At 53.4% G+C, this 15,705-nt stretch carries 17 protein-coding genes; 6 read left to right on the plus strand and 11 right to left on the minus strand.

Going from position 1 to position 15,705, the window contains the following annotated elements; genetic code table 11:
• Positions 1 to 7: 7 nt before the first annotated feature.
• Genes holB through pabC form a run of 4 tightly spaced genes read right to left on the minus strand, consistent with a single transcriptional unit; the run spans position 8 to position 3,473 of the window.
• Positions 8 to 1,012 (minus strand): DNA polymerase III subunit delta', encoded by a 1,005-nt coding sequence (holB, locus tag ACH1XZ_RS08055; RefSeq protein WP_395595114.1) that lies wholly within the window; start codon positions 1,010 to 1,012, stop codon positions 8 to 10.
• Positions 1,009 to 1,650, minus strand: a complete 642-nt coding sequence (gene tmk, locus ACH1XZ_RS08060; RefSeq protein ID WP_395595115.1) for a dTMP kinase — start codon at positions 1,648 to 1,650, stop codon at positions 1,009 to 1,011. Before tmk ends, holB begins: the two co-directional genes overlap by 4 nt.
• Positions 1,640 to 2,662, minus strand: a complete 1,023-nt coding sequence (gene yceG, locus ACH1XZ_RS08065; protein ID WP_395595116.1) for a cell division protein YceG — start codon at positions 2,660 to 2,662, stop codon at positions 1,640 to 1,642. Before yceG ends, tmk begins: the two co-directional genes overlap by 11 nt.
• Position 2,663: 1 nt before the next feature.
• Positions 2,664 to 3,473 (minus strand): aminodeoxychorismate lyase, encoded by an 810-nt coding sequence (gene pabC / locus ACH1XZ_RS08070; RefSeq protein WP_395595117.1) that lies wholly within the window; start codon positions 3,471 to 3,473, stop codon positions 2,664 to 2,666.
• A 389-nt stretch (positions 3,474 to 3,862) separates the two neighbouring features.
• On the opposite strand from pabC, the gene ACH1XZ_RS08075 reads away from it, so the two are divergent.
• The 6 genes from ACH1XZ_RS08075 (at position 3,863) to ACH1XZ_RS08100 (ending at position 9,803) form a co-directional block, all read left to right on the plus strand.
• Entirely contained in the window at positions 3,863 to 4,405 is a 543-nt protein-coding gene (locus ACH1XZ_RS08075) for a fimbrial protein (protein ID WP_395595118.1), read from the plus strand.
• Between the two features lie 82 nt (positions 4,406 to 4,487).
• Complete coding sequence (locus tag ACH1XZ_RS08080; protein ID WP_395595119.1) at positions 4,488 to 5,162, plus strand: fimbria/pilus periplasmic chaperone; 675 nt, start codon at positions 4,488 to 4,490, stop codon at positions 5,160 to 5,162.
• A gap of 24 nt (positions 5,163 to 5,186) precedes the next feature.
• Entirely contained in the window at positions 5,187 to 7,730 is a 2,544-nt protein-coding gene (locus ACH1XZ_RS08085; RefSeq protein WP_395595120.1) for a fimbria/pilus outer membrane usher protein, read from the plus strand.
• Positions 7,731 to 7,749: 19 nt separating this feature from the next.
• Positions 7,750 to 8,733, plus strand: coding sequence for a fimbrial protein (locus tag ACH1XZ_RS08090; protein ID WP_395595121.1), 984 nt, complete (start codon positions 7,750 to 7,752; stop codon positions 8,731 to 8,733).
• Between the two features lie 12 nt (positions 8,734 to 8,745).
• Positions 8,746 to 9,264, plus strand: coding sequence for a fimbrial protein (locus tag ACH1XZ_RS08095; RefSeq protein WP_395595122.1), 519 nt, complete (start codon positions 8,746 to 8,748; stop codon positions 9,262 to 9,264).
• A 14-nt stretch (positions 9,265 to 9,278) separates the two neighbouring features.
• Positions 9,279 to 9,803 carry a fimbrial protein gene (locus ACH1XZ_RS08100; protein ID WP_395595123.1) on the plus strand — a complete coding sequence of 175 codons (525 nt, stop codon included), beginning with the start codon at positions 9,279 to 9,281 and terminating at the stop codon, positions 9,801 to 9,803.
• Positions 9,804 to 9,869: 66 nt separating this feature from the next.
• On the opposite strand, the gene fabF is transcribed toward ACH1XZ_RS08100, so the two are convergent.
• The 7 genes from fabF to rpmF all read right to left on the minus strand — a co-directional run bounded on the left by fabF (position 9,870) and on the right by rpmF (position 15,705).
• Positions 9,870 to 11,111, minus strand: coding sequence for a beta-ketoacyl-ACP synthase II (gene fabF / locus ACH1XZ_RS08105; protein ID WP_395595124.1), 1,242 nt, complete (start codon positions 11,109 to 11,111; stop codon positions 9,870 to 9,872).
• Positions 11,112 to 11,199: 88 nt separating this feature from the next.
• Complete coding sequence (acpP, locus tag ACH1XZ_RS08110) at positions 11,200 to 11,436, minus strand: acyl carrier protein (RefSeq protein ID WP_000103754.1); 237 nt, start codon at positions 11,434 to 11,436, stop codon at positions 11,200 to 11,202.
• 209 nt (positions 11,437 to 11,645) lie between these two features.
• On the minus strand, positions 11,646 to 12,380 hold the full coding sequence (gene fabG, locus ACH1XZ_RS08115; RefSeq protein WP_035894171.1) for a 3-oxoacyl-ACP reductase FabG: 735 nt from the start codon (positions 12,378 to 12,380) through the stop codon (positions 11,646 to 11,648).
• A gap of 10 nt (positions 12,381 to 12,390) precedes the next feature.
• A complete protein-coding gene (gene fabD / locus ACH1XZ_RS08120; protein WP_395595125.1) occupies positions 12,391 to 13,320 on the minus strand; it encodes an ACP S-malonyltransferase in 930 nt (309 codons plus the stop codon).
• Between the two features lie 17 nt (positions 13,321 to 13,337).
• Positions 13,338 to 14,291, minus strand: a complete 954-nt coding sequence (locus tag ACH1XZ_RS08125; protein WP_395595126.1) for a beta-ketoacyl-ACP synthase III — start codon at positions 14,289 to 14,291, stop codon at positions 13,338 to 13,340.
• Between the two features lie 59 nt (positions 14,292 to 14,350).
• The gene (gene plsX / locus ACH1XZ_RS08130) at positions 14,351 to 15,409 is read right to left on the minus strand and encodes a phosphate acyltransferase PlsX (protein ID WP_395595127.1); all 1,059 of its coding nucleotides are present in this window, start codon (positions 15,407 to 15,409) and stop codon (positions 14,351 to 14,353) included.
• Between the two features lie 122 nt (positions 15,410 to 15,531).
• Positions 15,532 to 15,705 carry a 50S ribosomal protein L32 gene (gene rpmF / locus ACH1XZ_RS08135; RefSeq protein ID WP_003036242.1) on the minus strand — a complete coding sequence of 58 codons (174 nt, stop codon included), beginning with the start codon at positions 15,703 to 15,705 and terminating at the stop codon, positions 15,532 to 15,534.

Here is a 15,705-nt window from a genome sequence, read left to right on the forward strand (position 1 = left end):
GTCTCTCTTAGAGGTGGGATACTGGCAGTACCGCACCAGGTTGCAAATACTGTTCCCAGCGCAGCAGGCGCTCGGTGAGGATCAATTCTCGGTTCAGCCCGGTGACGCTCAGCAGCTGCTCACGGCAGGTGCAGGCATCGGCGGCAATCGTCTGCAGGCGCGATGCCGACAGCGCGTTTGCCAGCTGATTCACCAGGTCGATGCTATCGGCATTGGTCAGACGCGTGATCCGCTGCTGATGCTTCAGGGCATCCAGCAGCAGCGACGAGAACCAGTGCAGGCGCGCCACGGCTGAATCATGGTTCAGCGACGGTAAAAGCGCCAGCCAGTCACCGCTAATTAAGGTAGCGCTCAGCGCCTGACAGAGTTTTTCGCGCGCCCCCCAGGTATCCGCCGCCAGCAGTTCCAGCGCGGCGGCAGGGGCGTGGTCACACAGGCGCAGCGCGGTTAACAACATTTCACGCGGCTGGCTGGTTTCGCGCTCGAGCCAAGCCAGCGCATAGGCTTCGCTCGGCGGTGCCAGATGGTAGAAACGGCAACGGCTGCGCAGCGTAGCCAGCAGGCGCGCAGGCTCTTCACAGGCGAGGAAGAACCAGGTATTTTTCGGCGGCTCTTCCAGCGTTTTTAACAGCGCATTCGCCGCCGCTTCGGTGAGCAGTGCCGCATCGGCAATCCACACCACTTTCGCCCCGCCAAGACGTGAATGCTCATACAGCTTTTCGCTGGTTTCACGCACTGCATCAATACCCAGCGTGCTTTTGCCTTTTTCCGGCTGTAGCACGTAGTAGTCCGGGTGCGTCCCCGCCTGCATCAGCTGGCAGCTATGACACTGACCGCAGCTTTTATGACCGTCGGGATTCTGGCACATCAGAAAGCGAGTGATGGCATAGGCCAGTGAGTCGGCCCCCATTCCGCCGCGCGCCTGAATCAGCAGCGCGTGGTGACCGCGTCCAGCCTGATAGCTTGCCACAAGCTGCTCAAACGGTGGGCGCAACCACGGATACCATTTCATGCCTGCTGCTCCGTAAACCAGGCGGTCACCGCGGCGCGGATATCGCTCATCACTTTTTCCAGCGGCTGGGTGGCATCAACGGTAATGATGCTGCTATCTTCCGCCGCCAGCTCAAGGTAGCGCGCGCGGGTGCGGTTGAAGAAATTCAATGATTCCTGCTCAATCCGGTCAAGGTCGCCGCGCGCACGGGCGCGTTTGAGGCCCACTTCCGGCGTCACATCGAGATAAAGGGTCAGATTCGGATGGAAATCGCCCAGCACGGCATCGCGCAGCGTCGCCAGCATCTTTCTGTCGATACCGCGTCCGCCGCCCTGATAGGCCTGAGTGGACAGGTCGTGGCGGTCGCCAATAACCCATTTTCCGCTCGCCAGCGCCGGTTTGATAACCGAGTCAACTAGCTGCACGCGGGCAGCGTAGAACATCAGCACTTCTGCTTTATCGGTAATCACTTCGTCGCCGACCGATTTGATGTCCAACACCAGGCTGCGCAGTTTTTCTGCCAGCACGGTGCCGCCCGGTTCACGGGTAAACAGCAGGTCGTTTACGCCGAGGTCGCGAAGCGTTTCGACAACCACGTCGCGCGCGGTGGTTTTGCCCGCGCCTTCAAGTCCTTCAATGACGATGTAATTACTGCGCATTTTTATCCTTTAGCACTTTCAGGTAATCCTGTACCGAGCGGTTATGGCTCGCAAGATTGGTATTAAACGTATGCCCGCCTTTACCGTCAGCCACAAAATAGAGGTACGGCGTTTTGGCCGGATGCGCGGCGGCATTCAGCGAGGCTTCGCCCGGGCTGGCAATAGCGCCCGGCGGCAGGCCAGAAATCGTGTAGGTATTATACGCGGTTGGGGTCTCAAGATCCTTACGGGAAAGCTTTCCATCGTAGCTCTCACCCATGCCATAGATGACGGTCGGATCGGTTTGCAGACGCATACCAATGCGCAGGCGGTTGATAAACACCGACGCTACGCGATCGCGCTCTTCAGGCACCGCGGTCTCTTTCTCAATGATAGAGGCCATCGTCACCAGCTGATTTTTGTCGCTGTACGGCAGGTTATCCGCTCGGCCTTCCCAGACTTTATCAACCTGCGCGACCATTTTCTGGTGCGCGCGCTTGAGGATAGCCACATCGCTGGTGTTGGCGGTGTACATCCAGGTGTCAGGCCAGAACCAACCTTCAACCCATTCCGGATTGTCGAACTTCAGCGCTTCGGCCACCGTGGCGTATTTGTCATCGCTCAACGTGTGTTTGATGTACGGTGCTTCACGCAGCTGTTTGAGGTAATCGCTAAGACGCATACCTTCCACAAAGCGCAGTGGGAACTGCGCCTCTTTGCCGCTGCCCAGCAGTTGCAGCATTTCACGCACAGTCATCTGCGGCGTTAAGCGATAGGTACCGGCCTTAAAGTGGGAAAGTTCAGGTTCAAGACGCAGCAGCCACTGGAATACCCGCGGGCGGTTGAGCACTTTCTCCGCATAGAGCTGGTCGCCGAGCGCCAGTCTTCCGGTGCCGGTTTTAAGCGTGAAGATCATCTCTTCTTTAATCAGGAGCGTACTGCTGGCGAGCTGTCGCACTTTCCACACGCCGACGCCGGCGGCAATGCCGAGGATAACCAACAGTAACAAAACTACGCGTAACATTTTCTTCATGCTAATCAGGCGACTCACAAAGTGGGACTAAATATCGGTAAAGTTCGCGGGCAGACCACTGCTGCTCCGCATAGCGCTGAACGGGGATAACGGGCATTAACGCGTTACAGATGAGTACTTCATCCGCCTGCGCTAACGCCGTCAGCGGCGCATTGACTTCGACAACACGAAACGGCGAGTGTGCCAGTTGGGCAAGAATAAATTGCCGCATAATGCCGTCCACCCCGGCCTGATCAAGCCGCGGCGTATAAACATCCTGCCCGCAGCGCCAGAACAGATTAGCGGCACAGCATTCCGTAAGCCACCCGTCGCTGTCAAGGACAAGGGCTTCATCGGCGTCTGTCTGCTCAAGATGAGACCGGATCAGTACCTGCTCAAGGCGATTCAAGTGTTTGAGCCCGGCAAGCATAGGATTACGACCCAGACGCACAGGGCTTAGCGCCAGCGTAATGCCGCGTTCTCGCCAATGGTGATAATGCACCGGAAAAGCGGAGACAGAAAGCATACGCGTAGGCTGCTGGCAGCCAGCGGCACTATAACCGCGGCCACCCGCACCACGAGTGATCATGACTTTAAGCACCCCGTCCTGATGCGATTGTGCCAGGCGCTGCATCTCTTCCGTCAGCACAGTCCACTCAGTAAAAGGAATAGCCAGACGAGCGCAGGATTGCTCAAGACGAGAAAGGTGACGGGGAAATAATGCAATTTTACCGGCTACAATGCGCGCAGTGGTGAAACAACCATCACCAAATTGTATGCCTCGGTCATTGGCGGCTACCCGCTCAGACGACGCGCCATTAATCAGATACATTCACCCTCCAGATTTTAGTTTGCCAGAGTGTCAGGTGAACGTCCTGCCCGCAAGTTTTTTTGCCCGTTAAAGCCGGGTTTTACCTAATTGCCATCAAGTTACATCAACAAAATAAATATAAATCGCACTTATAGTTTTATCGATTAATCCAAATGACATTTTCCATATAAATATTTAGAGAAAATTAACACCACCTTAAGATATTATTCATGGTCGCGGGCGTAACATTTATACATAATATCGTCATGTTCGCCGTATATTATCCATACGTCCAACATACTATTAAACACAAGCGTAATCACATTCTACTCTCCAACAACTCAAAGTCATCTATTACTTGATGATTTTGATGAATACTGCTGTAAAACTGATAAAAAGGAACTGACGTAATGAAAGGAAAATTGGCTACAATTGCATTCTGTACCACAATGGGAATCGCCTCTACCGTAATGGCACAGGATGGTCAGGTTAATTTTACAGGCAAAATTATTGAAGCAGGCTGTCAGGTTGACAGCACCGTCGCCAATCCGCAGACCGTAAAACTGGGTGAAGTCGCCAAAACCGCATTTGCTGGTGAAGGTGATACTGCCGCCACAACCGCATTCACGCTGGTGCTGAGCGGCTGCCCTGATGAACTGCTGGGCAAACCGGTTTCCGTTAAGTATGACGGCACACCAGACACCATCAACAATGACTACCTGCAGCTCACCAGCTATGGTACAGCAGGCATCGCTACTGGCGTTGCTATCCAGCTGTTAAATGCCGATGGTTCTGAGCTGCCGCTGGGTGTGGCATCTAACGCCGTCACCATCAACGCGGATAAAGCCGAATCAACCAACCTTGATTTCTTCGCCCGTTACATCGCCACCGAAGCTTCCGTTGGCGCGGGTACGGCAGATAGCTCCGCTAACTTTACCCTGACCTACAACTAATTCCTCCGCACGTTTTTATTTCCGTGCAATTGGATATTTATAAAGCCGGGTTATGCCGGCTTTATTTATCGAGGTGATATAGATGAATAAGTTCATTCCAGCCGTTGTCACTATGATGTGTTTATCAATGGCATCGGCTCATGCTGGCATCATCGTAGGTGGCACCAGAATTATTTATAACGGTGATAAAAAGGAAACCTCGATCAGCGTCAAAAACCCAGACAAAGCATCTTATTTAATTCAGTCCTGGAGTGACGCCGGTGAGAAAAGCAATGACAAGTCACCATTTATCGTCACACCGCCATTATTCCGCCTCGGTGGCGGGCAGGAAAATAGCCTACGCATCATCCGCACCGGCGACAACCTGCCTGAAGACCGCGAATCGCTGTATTGGATGAACATTAAATCGATTCCGGCTACCGAAAAACAGGAAAACGTCAATACATTGCAAATTGCAGTTAAGACGCGCATTAAGCTCATCTATCGCCCACAGACGCTCACGCAACAGCCTGAAAACGTGAGCGAAAAGCTTACCTGGAAGCGTAGCGGTAGCACACTGACCGTCACTAACCCTACTGCGTATTACATGAATTTCAGCACGTTAAAGGTCGGCATTAATACGGTGAAAGAGGCTACCTACGTTGCGCCGATGAGCTCGGCCAGTTTTACCTTGCCCGCGGGAGCTAATGGAGACGTGGTGTGGACCATTATTAGCGATTTTGGCGCCGTGGGAAATGAACACCGCTCTCGCCTCTAACGCCAATACCGAAAGGAAATCGGGATGAATGCAGAAGGACACCAGAAAAGAATCACCTTAAGCCAGATCGCCTGTTTTATCGCATTACAGTGCGCCCTGCCCTTTAGTACCACCGCGCTTGCACGCGAGTATTTTAACCCCGCGTTACTGGGTATCGACGGGCCGGGACAAGAGCTGACGGATCTCTCCGCCTTTGAAGAGGGCGTGGGACAAATGCCCGGTAACTATCGCGTTGACGTGATGGTCAACAAAACCTCGCTGGGTACGCATAACATCGACTTTATCATGCACAAGGACAGCAATGGTAATTCATCACTCCAGCCGTGCCTGAGCGTTGATACCCTACATGAATTCGGTATTCGGACCGAGCAATTCCCGCGTCTTGCCGGTTCGGGCGACTGCGCGGTTCTCGCCGCGATCCCACAAGCCAGCGCCGAGTTCGTCTTCAACCAACAGTTGCTTCGTCTGTCTATCCCACAGGCCGCGGTGAGTAACCACGCGCGTGGATATGTCGCGCCGGAACGGCTGGATGAAGGCATCAACGCCCTGCTGCTGAACTACAACTTTAGCGGCGCCAATACCGAAGCACGCCGTCACGATATGACGGACTCCGATAGCTACTATTTAAGCCTACGCCCCGGTCTCAATATCGGGCCATGGCGTATTCGTAATTACAGTACCTGGAATCGCAACACCAGCGGCGACAATGCCCAGGAGAGCTGGGATTCGCTGTATACCTACGCCCAGCGCAATATTATTGCCCTCAAGAGTCAACTGACGCTGGGTGACAGCACCGCACCTTCAGATATGTTCGATAGCGTACCGTTCCGCGGCGCGCAACTGGCATCTGATGACGATATGCTCCCCGACAGTCTGCGTGGCTATGCGCCTGTGGTGCGCGGTATCGCCCGTACCAATGCGCAGGTCATCATCAAACAAAATGGCTATACCATTTATCAAAGCTATGTCTCCCCAGGCGCATTCGAAATTACCGATATGTACCCTACCGGCAGCAGCGGCGACCTTGATGTCACGATTAAAGAGGCTGACGGCAGCGAACAACACCAGACCGTTGCTTTTGCCTCCCTCCCCGTATTACAACGCGAGGGGCGACTCAAATACAGCCTGACCAGCGGCCAGTATCGCCCCTACGATGGCGATATTGATAAAGAGCTGTTTACTCAGGGCACGATGATCTATGGCCTGCCCGCCGGGTTTACCCTCTACGGTGGTGGCCAGTTTAGCCAGCATTATCAATCGTTGCTGACCGGTTTGGGTAAGAACTTCGGGACGCTGGGCGCTATCTCTATCGACGGTACCCAGGCATGGTCTGAACAAAAAGATCAGGACAAACAAATCGGTCAATCGTGGCGCGTACGCTACAGCAAAAACATTGTAGAAACCGGCACAAACTTTTCGATTGCAGGCTATCGCTACTCCACCTCTGGCTATTACACCCTGTCAGAGGTGCTGGATACCTGGCGCGATGACGAATGGCGTATTAATAACGATCGCCGACGCAACCGCGCAGAATTCCAAATCAATCAGAATATTGGCGACCGCCTAGGCTCGCTGTCATTCACGGCAATGAGTGAAGACTACTGGAATAGCGACCGACAAATGCGATCGCTTAGCGTCGGCTACAGCAATAACTGGGCGGGTATTTCGTATAACCTCAACTACAGCTATAACCGCAATACCCTTGATTCCGACAACAACAAAACCTACGACAAAGATCAGATCTTCTCACTTAGCGTCAGCATCCCGCTCGATCGTTGGTTAAGCAACAGCTATGCCAGCTACAACCTGAATACCAGTAAGCAAGGTGACACCAGCCATACGGTGGGGTTAAACGGCTCGGCACTGGAGCACGATAACCTCAACTGGAGCGTACAACAGAGCCAAACCAACCACGGTGTAGGCAACGGTGGGTACGCCAGCCTGGACTACCAGGGCACCTATGCGCGCATCAACTCCGCCTATAGCTACGACAACGATCAGAAACGCGTTAACTACGGCATTGAAGGCGGTGTCGTCGCCCATGCTAACGGCGTCACCCTCAGCCAGGCGCTGGGAGAAACATCGGCGTTAGTCGAAGCGCCGGGCGCAGGTGGCGTTACCGTGAATAACCAGACTGGGGTGCGAACCGACTTCCGCGGTTACACCCTTATTCCTTACGTTACTCCTTACCGAGAAGGAACGGTCACCCTGAGCACTGAAACCCTGCCGGATGATGCGGATATTGGGCTCACCAGCCAAACCATTACGCCTACTCGTGGCGCGATTGTGCGAGCACGCTTTGATACCCGCGTAGGTAAGCGGGTGTTGATAACGCTGATCCGGCGCAACGGCCAGGCGGTTCCATTTGGTGCAATGGTGACCGATAGCCGCTCCGTCAGCAGTATCGTCGGTGACAACGGACAGGTCTATCTTTCCGGGATGGAGAACAGCGGTACGGCCACGGTGAAATGGGGAAATAGCACCAATGAACAGTGCCAAATCCACTGGCAACTGCCGGAGACCACGCCAGCAAGCGGTGTCGTAGAACTGACGACGGTATGTCAATAAAGAGAAAGGGATACACTCTATGATAAGTAAACTACATACCCTATTGATGCTCAGCTGTCTGGTGATGATACCTGCGGCACAAGCCGATTATTTTTCCGGGGTAACGCCTAAAACAATGGGTTATGATTTCAATAACTGGGATGTAGGCATCCCAGCAACCGTTGGCGAAAGTTCGTCTTACTGGACAGATCCGACCTCCATTGGCATAAGCACCGCCACGAGCACCACTACAGGCTCTTATATAACGTTATCAGTTGATGGCACATATCTGGGTAATAACACCTACGCAACAAGCAATTCAGCTATCGGCATCAAATTTAAAACCAACGTTTCTTATACTACTGAGACGGGTGTTGGTACAGAAACAGCACCAGACTTTCGTTACAATCTGACAGATCAATTGGCTGTAAACGCCTATACATACCTGCACGTCCAATACAAGTTGGTCAGATTACAGGAAAAAGTCCCGGCGGGGTTAATCACATCAGCACCAATAGTGACGGTATTCATACATAACCCCGACGGATTGGGCGATCCGTTAACCTCTTTTATCGCCTATAGCGGCGCGGTCTCTTCACAACCAAAGATTACCGCCTGCACGATTGATGCCCCAACAGAAATCAAACTGCCCACGCTTTATGGCAACACGCTACAAAATGGCGCAATGCATGTCACAGAAATACCGACCATCAAACTCACCAACTGCCCTGGTGCGCGTACCGGTATCAATTACAGATTCTCCTCGACCACGCATAGCGCGGCTAACGGCGTGATTGCAACCCAAACCGGTGATGGCTATGCCAAAAACGTGTATGTGCAACTCCAAAAGGACGATGGCACGGCATACAACAAAATAAATACATCTGTTGGCATCAGTAACTATGACGGCTCTGGTGACTATGTTCTCCCTGATTTTAAGGTGGCTTACTACATTGACGATACTGAAACCGTCACGGCCGGTAACGTCAAGGCGGTGCTTGAACTCACTCTCGGCTACAACTAATAAGGACGCATAATGCAAATCGAAAATGGAACAAAAATAGCAGCATTGATTCTGGCCTGTGGAGGGCTTTTTTCTTCAACCAGTCAGGCCGTCAATATTGATATCACCGGTTTAGTCGTGGCATCTCCCTGCATCGTTAATGGCAGCAATGATTCACTTGTTGTGGATCTAGGGAATGATATTCAGGCAAGCGACTTAGCAACGGCGGGCAGCGTCACTAGCTGGAAGACGGTAACACTTTCACTGACTGGCTGTCCGTCCTCCACCAGTTCATTTAGCGTCGCGTTTGCGGGTACCGCTGATGATGATGCGGACTATTATCTCAATAACGGTACGGCCACCAATCTGAAACTGGAATTGACGGACAGCGGTAGCAATAAGGCGTTCAAAAACGGCGCAATTTTAAGTAATGTCGCTATCCCTTCGAGCCATGCCTACGATCTGGTCATGCGCGCTCGCGCAGTATCTAAAGGCAACGTGATGCCTGGTACTATTGTCAGCCAGGTCCAGGCTACCTTTACTTACCAGTAACCGGAGAGAGGATAATGGCGCCACATCTCAAACCCATTCTACCCGCCCTTATCTGCCTGTGGGTGGCGTGCCACGTTAGCGCTGCTCAAGCCACTGACATTAACCTCAGCGGCACGGTAGTCGCCTCCCCGTGTACTGTCGATACCAGTACTCAGGCTCAAACGGTGACCTTTGACCAGGCTCGTGCCGTGGATTATTTGCGCGTTGGGGATACCAGTGAATGGCAGGATTTTGAACTGACGCTTTCCGCGTGCCCTGCATCAACCACGCAGGTGACTGCGTTGTTCAGCGGCGATGCTGATAATGATGATGTGACAAAGTTCGCCAATGCGCAGGGTAGTGCAGATGGATTGGCGCTACAAATAATGACCCGCGATCACCTGACTGAGATTTCCCCGGCAGGTGAGTTAGCCGTCAGCGTAGACAGTCAATCACGTCGGGCGACATTCCCCCTTTCAGCGAGGATGTACACCCCAACAGGAAAGGTAGCCGCAGGTGAATTTAATACCACCGTGCAGTTAACATTTACCTACCAGTAGCTTATTGCGGGTTCAAAAGAAAACGGAGCGCATTATGCGCTCCGTTTTTCATGGATCAGTGACTAACTACACGCGTTTGAAAATCAGCGAGCCGTTAGTACCACCGAAGCCGAAGGAGTTACACAGGGTGTATTCCATGCCGCTAACCTGACGTGCTTCGTGAGGCACGAAGTCCAGGTCACAACCTTCATCCGGGTTATCCAGGTTGATGGTTGGCGGTACGGCTTGATCGCGCAGGGCCAGGATAGAGTAGATAGATTCTACTGCACCAGCGGCACCCAGCAGGTGACCGGTCATTGACTTGGTGGAGCTGACCATTACGCGGCTTGCAGCGTCGCCAAAGACAGACTTAACGGCCTGCGCTTCTGCTTTATCGCCTGCAGGCGTAGAGGTACCGTGGGCGTTCACGTAGCCAATCTGGCCCACGTCAATACCCGCGTCGCGAATGGCGTTAACCATCGCCAGCGCAGCACCCGCGCCGTTTTCCGGCGGTGAAGTCATGTGGTACGCATCGCTGCTCATACCGAAGCCAACGACTTCAGCATAGATTTTCGCGCCACGTTTTTTCGCGTGTTCATACTCTTCGAGTACAACCATGCCCGCGCCGTCACCCAGCACAAAGCCATCACGCTCTTTATCCCACGGACGGCTCGCCGCCTGCGGGTTATCGTTGCGCGTAGACAGCGCACGCGCCGCACCAAAACCACCAACGCCCAGAGGGGTACTGGCTTTTTCAGCGCCACCGGCAACCATCGCATCTGCATCGCCGTAAGCGATGATACGCGCAGCCTGACCGATGTTGTGCACACCGGAAGTACAGGCGGTCGCGATGGAGATGCTTGGCCCACGCAAACCGAACATGATGGTCAGGTGACCTGCCACCATGTTAACAATCGTCGACGGAACGAAGAACGGGCTGATCTTACGCGGACCACCATTCACCAGGGAGGTGTGGTTTTCTTCGATAAGACCGAGACCGCCAATACCGGAGCCGATAGCGGCGCCAATACGGTGAGCGTTCTCTTCCGTAATTTCAAGGCCAGAATCCTGCATGGCCTGAACGCCAGCCACAATTCCATATTGAATGAAGGCATCCATCTTGCGCTGTTCTTTGCGCGAGATAATGTCATCACAGTTAAAATCCTTTACTAAGCCAGCAAATTTGGTTGCATAGGCGCTAGTATCGAAATGGTCGATCAGGCTGATGCCACTCTGACCGGCAAGGAGAGCTTTCCAGGTAGACTCTACGGTATTGCCGACAGGAGACAACATGCCCAGTCCGGTCACAACTACACGACGCTTAGACACGTTTGTCCTCCAGGGAGGGATAAAATTGATACTTATGGGAGAAAAAGATAAAACTCAGGCGGTCGAATGACCGCCTGGAGATGTTCACTTACGCCTGGTGACCGTTGATGTAATCAATGGCAGCCTGAACGGTGGTGATTTTCTCAGCTTCTTCGTCCGGAATCTCAGTATCAAACTCTTCTTCCAGAGCCATTACCAGCTCAACGGTGTCAAGAGAATCTGCGCCCAGGTCTTCAACGAAGGAAGCATTGTTGGTCACTTCTTCCTGCTTAACGCCCAGCTGTTCGCCGATGATTTTCTTAACGCGTTCTTCGATAGTGCTCATACTCTTAAATTTCCTATCAAAACTCGCTTTCGCGATGGTTTTCGTAGTGTATAAAATGTTGAAAAATTTGCAACTAAATCCCGGCAGGTCGTACCACGATTTTACGCTATTTTGAGGGTGTTTGCCCTCATAACGCAAATGATTTTGCACTAATCATACTCAGACATACGTAGATTGCCCGTTGTCTGAGCACTTTGTGCAAAACACAATCAGACCATGTACATCCCGCCGTTTACGTGCAACGTTTCACCAGTGATGTAACTTGCTTCGTCGGAGGCCAAAAATGCAACCGCACTAGCGATTTCATTTGGAGTGCCGAGGCGCCCCGCAGGAACTGCCGCCAGTGTACCCGCACGCTGCTCATCGGTCAGCGCACGCGTCATGTCCGTTTCAATAAAGCCCGGAGCAACAACGTTCACAGTAATACCGCGTGACGCAACTTCACGCGCCAGTGATTTACTGAAGCCGATCAGACCCGCTTTCGCCGCAGCGTAGTTAGCCTGACCCGCATTTCCCATGGTACCAACCACAGAACCGATAGTGATGATACGCCCATGACGCTTTTTCATCATAGCGCGCATTACCGCTTTTGACAGACGGAAAACAGATGACAGGTTGGTTTCGATGATATCGTTCCACTCGTCATCTTTCATGCGCATTAACAGGTTATCACGAGTAATCCCGGCATTATTGACCAGAATGTCTACTTCGCCAAACTCAGCGCGGATATTTCCCAGAACAGATTCAATAGATGCCGGGTCGGTCACATTCAACAGCAGACCTTTACCGTTTGCACCCAGATAATCGCTAATCGCCTGCGCGCCGCTTTCGCTGGTCGCAGTACCGATAACTTTCGCGCCGCGAGCGACGAGAGTTTCAGCGATTGCGCGGCCAATACCGCGGCTTGCACCCGTTACCAGTGCAATTTTTCCTTCGAAGCTCATGCTTTCCTCTTTATTGCGCAAGTGCCGCTGACAGGGCAGCCGGCTCGTTAATGGCCGATGCAGTCAGGGTATCTACAATACGTTTGGTCAGGCCGGTGAGGACTTTACCCGGACCAACTTCATACAGATGCTCTACGCCCTGGGATGCCATAAACTCAACGGTTTTGGTCCACTGAACCGGGCTGTACAGCTGGCGAACCAGCGCGTCGCGAATCGCGTCGGCATCGGTTTCGCACTTCACGTCGACGTTGTTCACAACCGGAACGGTCGGCGCGTTAAAGGTAATTTTCTGCAGTTCAACGGCCAGTTTTTCCGCCGCAGGCTTCATCAGCGCGCAGTGGGATGGCACGCTCACCGGCAGCGGCAGCGCACGCTTAGCGCCTGCTGCTTTACAGGCGGCACCTGCACGTTCAACCGCTTCTTTGTGACCGGCAATAACCACCTGGCCCGGCGAGTTGAAGTTAACCGGAGAAACCACCTGACCTTCAGCAGACTCTTCACACGCTTTAGCGATAGCCGCATCGTCAAGACCGATGATAGCAGACATTCCGCCGGTACCTTCTGGTACCGCTTCCTGCATGAACTTGCCGCGCATCTCAACCAGACGCACTGCATCAGCGAAAGCAATCACGCCCGCACAAACCAGCGCAGAGTATTCACCCAGGCTGTGACCGGCCATCAGAGAAGGTGCTTTACCGCCCTGCTGCTGCCACAGACGATACAGGGCAACAGAAGCGGTCAGCAGCGCCGGCTGGGTCTGCCAGGTTTTGTTCAGCTCTTCAGCTGGACCTTGCTGGGTCAGCGCCCATAAATCGTAGCCCAGCGCAGCGGAAGCTTCCTGGAAAGTTTCTTCAATAACCGGATAGGTTGCTGCCAGTTCAGACAGCATGCCTACCGCTTGTGAACCCTGACCCGGGAACACGAAAGCGAATTGCGTCATGTTTATAATCCTTATACTTAGAAACGAACCAGCGCGGAACCCCAGGTGAACCCGCCACCGAAGGCCTCGAGCAGCACCAGTTGACCGCGTTTAATACGGCCATCGCGCACGGCTTCGTCAAAGGCACAAGGCACGGAAGCCGCAGAGGTGTTACCGTGACGGTCGAGTGTCACCACGACGTTGTCCATCGACATGCCGAGTTTCTTCGCCGTTGCGCTGATAATACGTAAGTTCGCCTGGTGTGGCACCAGCCAGTCCAGTTCAGAACGGTCGAGGTTATTGGCCTCCAGCGTTTCATCAACGATGTGCGCCAGTTCAGTTACCGCGACTTTAAAGACTTCATTACCGGCCATCGTCAGATGGATGGAGTTTTCCGGGTTCACGCGATCGGCGTTCGGCAGCGTCAGCAGCTTACCGTAGCTACCGTCTGCATGCAGATGGGTAGAGATGATGCCCGGTTCTTCGGACGCACCCAGCACCACAGCGCCTGCACCGTCACCGAAGATAATGATCGTACCGCGATCGGTAGGATCGCAGGTGCGTGCCAGCGTATCCGCCCCCACCACCAGCGCATATTTCACTGCGCCCGTTTTGACGTACAGATCGGCCACGCTCAGCGCGTAGGTGAAACCTGCGCACGCTGCCGCGACGTCGAATGCCGGTGCGCCTTTCACGCCCAGCATTTCCTGAATCTGACAGGCTGCACTTGGGAAAGCGTGGGTCGCAGAAGTGGTAGCCACCACAATCAGCCCCAGTTCGCTGGCTTCAATGCCCGCCATTTCCAGCGCGCGTTTTGCCGCTTCGTAACCCAGCGTAGACACGTTTTCATCAGGGCCAGCAATACGGCGCTCGCGGATACCTGTACGGGTGACAATCCACTCGTCAGAGGTATCTACCATTTTTTCCAGATCGGCGTTAGTCCGCACTTGCTCAGGCAGATAGCTGCCGGTACCAATAATCTTCGTATACATGTACGCTCAGTCACTTTTCGCTAATATAGCCGCCCTATTCAACGACCGGGGAGCTGGCACTATTTATTGCCAGCTTCCAGTGTGTCGAATCCTGCGGGGTATACGGATTCCAGGCGAGCGGCAATTCGCTGAGGAACTTGTCGCTGCACCGCCTGCACTGCCTGTTCTATAGCGATCGCAAAGGCTCGCTGATTGGCCGCACCATGACTCTTAATCACCGTGCCGCGCAATCCTAACAGACAGGCGCCATTATACTGGTCGGGGTTGAGGTGACTGAATCGCCTTGTCAGGCTTTTTTGTAACCAACGCTTTAATAAATACAGCCACCACGACCGTTTTTTCCCCTCACTCTGCGATTTCAGCAGTGAAAGGAAGACTCTGACAACCCCTTCCATCGTCTTTAAGGTGACGTTACCTGTGAAGCCATCGCAAACCAATACATCGGTTTTTCCCGTCAACAGCTCATTGGCTTCAAGATAGCCGATATAGTTGAGGGAAGAGATTGTTTTTAACACTAACGAGGCATCACGAATACTATCATGCCCCTTAATCTCTTCTTCACCGATGTTCAGCAGTGCCACGCGCGGGTTTTCAATCCCCAGCACGTCCTCGGCCATGACCGAGCCCATGACGGCAAACTGCACCAGCATGGTACTGTCGCAATCCACGTTGGCACCGAGATCCAGCACCACCGTTTTGCCCTTTTGCTGATGTGGCAGAACCGTCACCAGCGCCGGACGCTCAATCCCCTGAATGGGCTTGAGCAATAATTTTGCCAGCCCCATCAACGCTCCGGTATTCCCGGCGCTGACGCAAGCTTCGGCCCGCCCTTCTTTCACCATCTCCAGCGCCACGCGCATTGAACTACCGCGACTATGGCGAATAGCATGCGATGGCCGCTCATCACTGGCAATAACCGACTGGGCAGGGATAATCTGCAAACGTGAACGTTGTTCAAAGTCAGCTTTGGCAAGTAATGGCGTAATGTCGTCGGGATTGCCGACTAAAAGAAGTGAGAGTTGCGGATTAGAACTCAGTGCCTGCAATGCTGCAGGCACTGTCACGGAAGGGCCAAAATCGCCCCCCATGACATCTAACGCCAGGGTTAGACGTGTCAAGGTATCGTCGCCGCTTGGTTTGGTTTATCCCCGCTTACACGGGGAAAGCCTCACTAAGCTTCACCACGCTTGCACTCATTGTCTTTCGCGCCGAAGCTTGAAATTCGCCGAGTATCGCGTGATTACTTAGCGATTACCTTACGGCCACGGTAGAAACCGTCGGCAGTGATGTGGTGACGCAGGTGTTGTTCACCAGAAGTTTTGTCTACAGACAGGCTGGTGACTGCGGTCAGAGCGTCATGGGAACGACGCATGCCACGTTTGGAACGGGTTGGTTTATTCTGTTGTACGGCCAT

The sequence above is a fragment of the Kluyvera chengduensis genome (assembly GCF_044197065.1).
Taxonomy (GTDB): domain Bacteria; phylum Pseudomonadota; class Gammaproteobacteria; order Enterobacterales; family Enterobacteriaceae; genus Kluyvera; species Kluyvera ascorbata_C.